The sequence below is a fragment of the Wolbachia endosymbiont of Drosophila bocki genome (assembly GCF_028982005.1).
In the GTDB taxonomy this organism is placed as follows: domain Bacteria; phylum Pseudomonadota; class Alphaproteobacteria; order Rickettsiales; family Anaplasmataceae; genus Wolbachia; species Wolbachia pipientis.
Genome location: NZ_JAPQLG010000018.1, coordinates 1 through 7390, shown reverse-complemented (window position 1 = coordinate 7390; position 7390 = coordinate 1). Strand labels below are relative to the sequence as shown.

Genomic DNA, 7390 nt, shown 5'->3' with positions numbered 1-7390 from the left:
TAGATATACCTCTTTCTTAACTATGCTTATTTTACCTCATATTTTCGAGATCCTTAACAGGTTCTAAGATGCCATTGGTTGTAACATTCCTTCTTTTACACCCTTATTGTAAAAATTCTTCAACTCATCACTTGATAGTATTGTTATAGCATCTTCCCTTTTACCTTGTGATTTAGGATACTTTTTATTCAATAAACTAACATGATTTAACAAGAAATCTCTAACTAGCCCTTCTTTTTTTACTTCGGATAATCTTTCTAGTGTTTCTATATATTTCAGAGTTTCCGCAAAGAGCTGTTCACCAGAGGGAGCAAATCCTTGAAGTGATTTACTCTGTGCTTTACAAAAATCGGTTTGTAAAAAATCTTCAGCTTGTTTTTTTATTACTGAAAGTTCATTAAAGGCTTTTTCTGGATTGATTTTTCTCAAAATACTAATAGCTTTTCTAATCGCTTTTTCTCTCTTTTTATTATCTTGCTTTTCATTTAATATGAGATGTTCGGTTTTGGTAAAAGCATTACCTTGATCACTCTTTGCAATGTTACAAACGATGTTTTTTACAACTTCTTCGGTTGCTGCATAATCTATTTCTTTTGCAAAGCAGTCAACAAATGATTGCCAAACTTTTTTATTAACAAGTTTACTTGTCTTATTTTCAAAATCTTCTATATCTTTGAATCCTAAAATAGTATAGAGATTTTTTTCGATTATTGGTTCGGCATGTTGTTTTGCCACTTTACCTTTTATATTGAATGGAAATTTACTAATCTTAGTTGTACCCATAATGTTACCTCAATATTAACGCTATCTATAAAAGTATAAAGATTTAATATTTAATTTTTAATTAATACTAGCACAGCTAACTACGGGGGCATTATGCTAGCATCAATTAACACTTTAACTTCTAACTTGTCATCAGTAATATTGTTTATATAAAAACTATAATTTTTTATGCCTGAACTTGGGAATATATTGCTATTGCTAGCCTGCTTATTGTCTTTGACATATTTGTTTTTACCGCTTAGTTCTTGTCGGTTTATTACCACTGCCATATTTTTTTGTGTATCAGCGTCAATGGCTATTTTGATCTACTGCCACATTACAAGTGATTTTTCACTTGAAAACGTATACTACCACTCACACACAACAAAACCTTTGATCTACAAGATTTGTGGTGTTTGGGGAAACAAAGAAGGGTCCATGTTGCTTTGGACCTTAGTGCTTGTCATGTATTTATTACTAATGGATATTTATATACCTTCTGTCATCCCAGTTTCCCCCTCTGCCATCCCAGTGCCCAGACACTGGGATCCAGACAATTTAATTGCAAATGAGTACATCAAATGGCAGTGTAATAAAAACTGGATTCCAGTGTCAAGCACTGGAATGACACCAGAACGAACTAATGGTAGTAAATTAAAAAAAATATCTCTTATCACTCATGGGCTGATTTGCTTTTGTTTTTTGCTGTTCACTTTAATTGAATCCAGCCCCTTCACTAAAATGCCAGGCATTGAAACAGATGGACTGGGTTTTAATCCGATATTGCAAGATATAGGTCTTGCTATTCACCCACCAATATTATATTTGGGGTACCTTGGGTTTAGCGTTCCTTTTTCGCTCTCTATAGCTGGATTAATTGCAAAAGTTGAAGGAAATGTTTGGGCTAAAATTGTCAGGCCTTGGGTACTTATTTCTTGGTCGCTGCTCACTTTGGGCATAAGCTTAGGTAGCTGGTGGGCGTATCGCGAACTTGGGTGGGGTGGATTTTGGTTTTGGGATCCAGTGGAAAATGTTTCTCTGATGCCGTGGCTAATTGCAGTAGCGCTGACACATTTGTTGCTCGTTGTACGAAATTTCAATACTTTAAGGAATTTTGCTATTTTACTTACACTTACAACTTTTATATTGAGTGTGACTGGAACATTTCTAGTCCGCTCAGGAATACTTACCTCAGTGCACACGTTTGCAGATGATCCAAGGTATGGACTGTATATATTAGCTCTACTTGGTGTAATTACAGTCAGTAGCTTAGTAATATTCGTAGTGTTTACGAGAAAGAATCACACATCTGCGATGTCATTCCAGTGCGTGACACTGGAATCTGAAAAGAAACTTGCTACTCAAGTGACAGAGGGTAGAAGATTCTTTTCACGCCTTACGATGATGCTGATGAACAATTTATTATTCATCACTGCCTTTTTGATTGTGTTCGTTGGCACTTTATACCCTACAGTGCTCGAATATTTAACCGGTGAATTAATTTCAGTTGGAGCACCATACTATAATTCCTTATTTAACCCTATTGCACTTACTATTCTAGTGCTCGCCATGATCGGGCAATACTGCAGTTGGCAGGGAAATAATCTATTGCCAATATTCCGTGAATATAGATTTTCATTCTGCAGTGCTGCAGCTATTTTGCCGTTTATCTTTCACATGGAGCTAATAATTGTGCTATCAATTACTATCTCCATAGCATTATTAATCTTTGTTTTAGAGGCATATAGTAAAAGAATTTGTTTATTTAAGGTAGCATTTGGTGAATCAATTTTATTAGCAAAAAAAGTTTCTAAATCCTACTATGCAATGATAGCAGCTCATGCTGGAGTGGCAATTCTAGTGCTTGGTATAGCATATTCGGTTGGTTGGCAGGAGAAAAAAGAAGATTACTTAAAAATAGGGGATAGCATAACAGTCAATAAGTTTAAAGTTACTTTACGAAATATTGAGCTAATAAAAGAAAAAAATTTCCATGCAGTGAGAGGTACAATGGATATCAGGAATTTGCTGAATAATAAGATATTAGGTGAGATGACCCCTGAATATAGATTTTACCTTGTGGAAGGTCAGAAAAATGTTGAAAGCAGTATCTACCACAATTTATTTTCTGATATTTATGTTGTAATCGGTGAGATTGATAAGAGTAAGAGCAAAATTGCAACTAAAGTGTACTATAAACCTGGAATGTCTATAATCTGGCTTGGATCCTTTCTTATCGCTTTTGGTTCGCTTCTTGCTGCTTTTCCTTCTAGTGGACGAACGAGACTAATCACAAAATAAACTAGTGAATTTTTTGAAAAGTATATAAAATTCAAGTTTAAGTAAATAGCATGGCACTTAGGCTCATTCCAGATAACCTCGATATCAAGTTTAGTAAATATAGGGATTTGACTGCACTCGTTAGCATTATTCTTATCATCTTTTCAATGCTAATTGTTGTGTTACGCGGAGTGAACTTAGGCATAGACTTTGCAGGCGGAATTTTGATAGAGATAAAATCTTCAGATGAGAATCACTCTATTCTCGATGCATTAAAAGAAAATGGTTTTACAGTGCAGAGTTCAAAAGCGGGTGATAATTTAGTCATGCGTTTTAAAGATGAAGGAGGTGAAAATAAAATCAAAAAGATAAAAAGCATACTAGAAGAAAAGCTGGGGAGCTCAATAAGCTATCGTAAAATAGACTATGTTGGCCCACAAATAAGCTCAACACAAATATTTGAAGGAATGTTATCCATGTTGATCGCGATTGTTGGAATGTTTTTTTACGTTTGGTTTAGATTTAATTGGCAATGTGGATTCAGTGGAATAACAGCACTGATTCATGACGTGATTTTAACTGTTGGTTTTATTAGCCTAACTGGCATTGAGTTTAATATTTCATCAGTTGCAGCTCTCCTCACTGTCATTGGTTACTCAATCAATAACTCAGTAATTATATACGATCGGATTCGAGAGTATCGCAAGAGTGGTAAAAGTGGGCGGATGAGTGAGATAGTAGATGCAAGTATCAACGCTACATTATTTCGCACTATATTAACCTCGGGTACAACCCTTCTTGCTGCTCTTCCTTTGGCATTAATCTGCACAGATGCAGTGAAAGACTTCAGCTTGATCATTTTTTTTGGTATTTTGATTGGCACTTGTTCTGCAATATTTATTTCTGCTCCTATATTGACCTACAGAGCTTTGATAAGTAGATTGTAGAAGTGTTTAGTCGCGGTATAATATCAACTTATTATCTCTTATAGTGAAATGAAAATACCTTAAAAAGCTCATTCCAAGTAGTGAATGAGACATAGAATGAGTGTTAACGCTTGCCTGTACATCATTAATCAAAAAATTTCCTATTTTAACTTGAGGTATTTGGACCACTCCAGCTTTTATTTGACCTTTCGCAGTTTCATATATTTTAAAATCCTGAACGTTTTGTAAGTTAATACCAGCATGTAATGCGTCTTTTTGTGATAGAACAATATCGGTTGCTCCAGTATCAAGCAAAAACGTTATATTGCGATCATTGACTTGAGCCTGAATATAAAAGTGTCCATCATATGACTTCGTAAATTCAATACTTCCACTATTCTGACCGCTATTTTGAATTCTTCCTTTATATGGTAAAAAAGTACTGAGAAATCTGTTGCTTAGTTTGTCCCTTTGTGAATCAATAAGCATTGCAGTAGTGGCTATTATTAGCAACCAAATAACTAGATTTTTCACCGCGTTCATATTGTTAAAATTTGAAGCTATTAAAATAAATTTTAAAGATCAGCGTTAAAAGTTATTATTAAAAATAAGTAAATTTCATTGTTTTAGTACAATATTTAGTATACACTTTAAGAAGATATGTTTGATTTAATTTCATGTCAGAAGCAAAAAGTTTAATTTTGGCAGCTATCCTTTCCATGTTAATCATGGTGTCTTGGCGTATTATTTATGATAATTTTTTTAGTACAAACCAAAACCAGCCATTGATTGAAAATATTGAACATATCGAATCTTTTAACGACCTTGCTCCTATAATATACCAAAATCGTTCTGAAATTATTAATTCTACTCGAGAACAGAGGGTTAGTTTAACCAATAACATGATTAAAGGATCAATTTCTCTGAAAGGTGCAAGGTTTGATGACTTAATTTTAACTAATTACCACTTAGAACCGAGTTCTTCTTCTCCACAAGTGGTGTTACTGTCACCTGCAGAATCAAAAGATGTACATTTCGCAGAATTTGGGTGGCTCGATCCGAATAAAAAGATTAAAGTTCCAGATTCTAAGACAGTCTGGCAAGCAGATAAACTCAATCAAAAAGAGGTAATTTTATTTTGGGACAATGAGAATGGCATTGTGTTTAAAATGAAAATTAGCCTTGACGATAACTACATGTTTAAAATTGAGCAGATTGTTGAAAATAACACAAAAGATAATGTCGTTTTGGTTCCTTATGGTAAAATTAACCGTAAACGTGACAATATCAACGAATCTTATTGGATGTCCCATGAAGGAGTTCTGGGTGCATTTGATAATAAACTAGAGGAGTGGACATATAAGGATGTCTCTAAGAAACACTTAATAAAAGCAAGTGCAAGTGAAAAAAATTGGTTTGGTTTTGCTGATAAATACTGGCTTACAGCCATCATACCTGAGAAATTCGATAAAATAAATGTAAGCATTAAACACACGGACGTTAATAATACTGATAAATTCCAAGTAGATTTTGTCAAACCTTACAAGAGCATACTTCCTGGTGCAAGCACTTCTAATGTGAATTATTTTTTTGCTGGAGCAAAAAAGTTGAATTTACTGGATTCTTACAAGGATACTCTCAATATACCTTTATTTGATAAAGCTGTAGATTTTGGTGTTCTTTATTTTATAACCAAGCCAGTGTTTTTACTGCTTGAATACTTTAACTTCGTTTTAAAGAATTTTGGCTTAGCAATATTATTGCTGACTTTGGTTATCAAACTTTTGATGCTTCCCTTATCTACTAGATTCTATATTTCGACACTTAAGATGAAAAGCCTGCATCCTGAAGTAGCTCGTATAAAGGAGCTGTATGAAAGTGATAGTTTAAAGCAGAGTAAGGAAATAACTGCATTATACAAGAAAAATAATGTAAGTCTAATGTCGAGCATTTTTCCCATGCTCATACAAATGCCGGTATTTTTTGCTCTATATAAAGTATTATTTGTTACTATAGAGATGAGACACGCCCCTTTTTATTTATGGGTTAAAGATCTTTCAGCCCCTGACCCAACGAACATTTTTACATTATTTGGGTTATTTAACTACAATTTCCCTATTTCTATAGGCATTTTGCCTATAGTTTTTGGTATTACTATGATAATCCAGCAGAAGCTAAGTGAAACCAGCAAAGATGATATTCAAGTAAATGTTATGAAGTTTTTACCTTACATTTCTGTCTTTATTTTTTCTTCTTTTCCTGCCGGCCTGGTAATATATTGGATATTTAGTAGTATTATAACTCTAATTCAACAATCATTAATAAAGTTGTTTTTAACGAAAAAAGTGGTAGTGAATGTCGAAAATACTAATAGTTAATTCAATTTATTATGCTGAAATAGCAAACCTTTTGCTTGAAGGTGCAGTCGATAGATTAAAAGAAAGTTATGCAAGCTATGATATAATTAAAGTTCCTGGTGCATTTGAGATACCAGCTACAATTCTTTTTGCAGTCAAAAGCAAGCATGCTAATTATGACGGTTATTTAGCTCTTGGGTGCGTGATTCGCGGTGAAACCGATCACTATCAATATGTTTGTAAAGGAGTAATCGAAGGCTTAAATGAAGTTGTTATGCATTGTGCAATGCCCCTTGGTATGGGCGTAATTACCGCTGACAGCAAAGATAAAGCACTAGTTAGAGCTGATAAAAACAAAAAGAACGTTGGTGGCCATGCAGCCTCAACTGTTTTGCGTATGATAGATTTACACAATAAATTAAAATAATGGAGGAAAAACCAGTAGATAAAAAGTGGCGCATAAAAAGAAGCACGGCAAGATTTCTTGCTGTACAAGTTGCTTATTCAAATATTTTCGTAGGTTACAACAAAAGCACTTTTAAACTGGAAAATTGTGAGCTTAAGGACTACATAAATAAGTTGAAAGATATATTTGAATGTGAAGAATTTGAACATCAGTTCTTAGAAAACTTGTTATATAAGGTTATAAAAAGCAGTGAAGAATATGATAAAATAATAGAGTCTTATTTACACCCAAGTTGGTCTCTCTCACGGTTAAATCTTATAAGCTTATCTATTTTGCGTGTTGCAGTATGTGAGTTAGCCAATTGTGATACGCCAGTTCCAGTTGTTATCAATGAGTATACTAACATTGCATCTGATTTACTTGATAAACCAAGCGAAATTGGTTTTATTAATGGGTTATTGGATAAGGCAAAAGATGCAGTTAAATTAAATAAAAATCCTTAGCGATTATAGCCAGCAAACACAGGGTGTCATTCGAGTAGCTGCTGTATGAACATTGTCTACCAGATCCCAGTGCTTGACACTGGAATGGCTTTGTTGCATAGCAACTGAAAAAATCTGGTGGCTGCTGACAAAATTCATTATAAAATAGCCATTTAA

General features: G+C 33.9%; 8 protein-coding genes. 5 read left to right on the top strand and 3 right to left on the bottom strand.

Going from position 1 to position 7390, the window contains the following annotated elements:
* Positions 1 to 63: 63 nt before the first annotated feature.
* Together OZD61_RS00315 and OZD61_RS00310 are read right to left on the bottom strand one after the other, a co-directional pair.
* A complete protein-coding gene (locus OZD61_RS00315; protein WP_274979419.1) occupies positions 64 to 783 on the bottom strand; it encodes a hypothetical protein in 720 nt (239 codons plus the stop codon).
* Positions 784 to 863: 80 nt separating this feature from the next.
* Positions 864 to 1052 carry a hypothetical protein gene (locus tag OZD61_RS00310; protein WP_274979418.1) on the bottom strand — a complete coding sequence of 63 codons (189 nt, stop codon included), beginning with the start codon at positions 1050 to 1052 and terminating at the stop codon, positions 864 to 866.
* Here OZD61_RS00310 and OZD61_RS00305 point away from each other — a divergent pair.
* A complete protein-coding gene (locus tag OZD61_RS00305; protein WP_458695280.1) occupies positions 973 to 3063 on the top strand; it encodes a heme lyase CcmF/NrfE family subunit in 2091 nt (696 codons plus the stop codon). The genes OZD61_RS00310 and OZD61_RS00305 overlap by 80 nt on opposite strands.
* A 50-nt stretch (positions 3064 to 3113) precedes the next feature.
* Complete coding sequence (gene secF / locus OZD61_RS00300; RefSeq protein WP_274979416.1) at positions 3114 to 3989, top strand: protein translocase subunit SecF; 876 nt, start codon at positions 3114 to 3116, stop codon at positions 3987 to 3989.
* A 6-nt stretch (positions 3990 to 3995) separates the two neighbouring features.
* On the opposite strand, the gene OZD61_RS00295 is transcribed toward secF, so the two are convergent.
* Complete coding sequence (locus OZD61_RS00295; RefSeq protein WP_038249096.1) at positions 3996 to 4511, bottom strand: TIGR02281 family clan AA aspartic protease; 516 nt, start codon at positions 4509 to 4511, stop codon at positions 3996 to 3998.
* Positions 4512 to 4645: 134 nt separating this feature from the next.
* On the opposite strand from OZD61_RS00295, the gene yidC reads away from it, so the two are divergent.
* Genes yidC through nusB form a run of 3 tightly spaced genes read left to right on the top strand, consistent with a single transcriptional unit; the run spans position 4646 to position 7234 of the window.
* Entirely contained in the window at positions 4646 to 6346 is a 1701-nt protein-coding gene (yidC, locus tag OZD61_RS00290; protein WP_274979415.1) for a membrane protein insertase YidC, read from the top strand.
* Positions 6324 to 6752: a 6,7-dimethyl-8-ribityllumazine synthase gene (locus OZD61_RS00285; protein WP_274979414.1), complete on the top strand. Its 429-nt coding sequence runs from the start codon at positions 6324 to 6326 to the stop codon at positions 6750 to 6752. The genes yidC and OZD61_RS00285 overlap by 23 nt, the downstream gene beginning before the upstream one ends.
* Positions 6752 to 7234, top strand: a complete 483-nt coding sequence (gene nusB, locus OZD61_RS00280) for a transcription antitermination factor NusB (protein WP_274979413.1) — start codon at positions 6752 to 6754, stop codon at positions 7232 to 7234. Before OZD61_RS00285 ends, nusB begins: the two co-directional genes overlap by 1 nt.
* The last annotated feature ends 156 nt before the right edge of the window (positions 7235 to 7390 follow it).

Coding starts and splice junctions, on each gene's coding strand:
- OZD61_RS00295 (WP_038249096.1), bottom strand. CDS start 4,511: ATGAACGCGGTGAAAAATCTAGTTATTTGGTTGCTAATAATAGCCACT.
- yidC (WP_274979415.1), top strand. CDS start 4,646: ATGTCAGAAGCAAAAAGTTTAATTTTGGCAGCTATCCTTTCCATGTTA.
- OZD61_RS00310 (WP_274979418.1), bottom strand. CDS start 1,052: ATGGCAGTGGTAATAAACCGACAAGAACTAAGCGGTAAAAACAAATAT.
- OZD61_RS00315 (WP_274979419.1), bottom strand. CDS start 783: ATGGGTACAACTAAGATTAGTAAATTTCCATTCAATATAAAAGGTAAA.
- OZD61_RS00285 (WP_274979414.1), top strand. CDS start 6,324: ATGTCGAAAATACTAATAGTTAATTCAATTTATTATGCTGAAATAGCA.
- secF (WP_274979416.1), top strand. CDS start 3,114: ATGGCACTTAGGCTCATTCCAGATAACCTCGATATCAAGTTTAGTAAA.
- nusB (WP_274979413.1), top strand. CDS start 6,752: ATGGAGGAAAAACCAGTAGATAAAAAGTGGCGCATAAAAAGAAGCACG.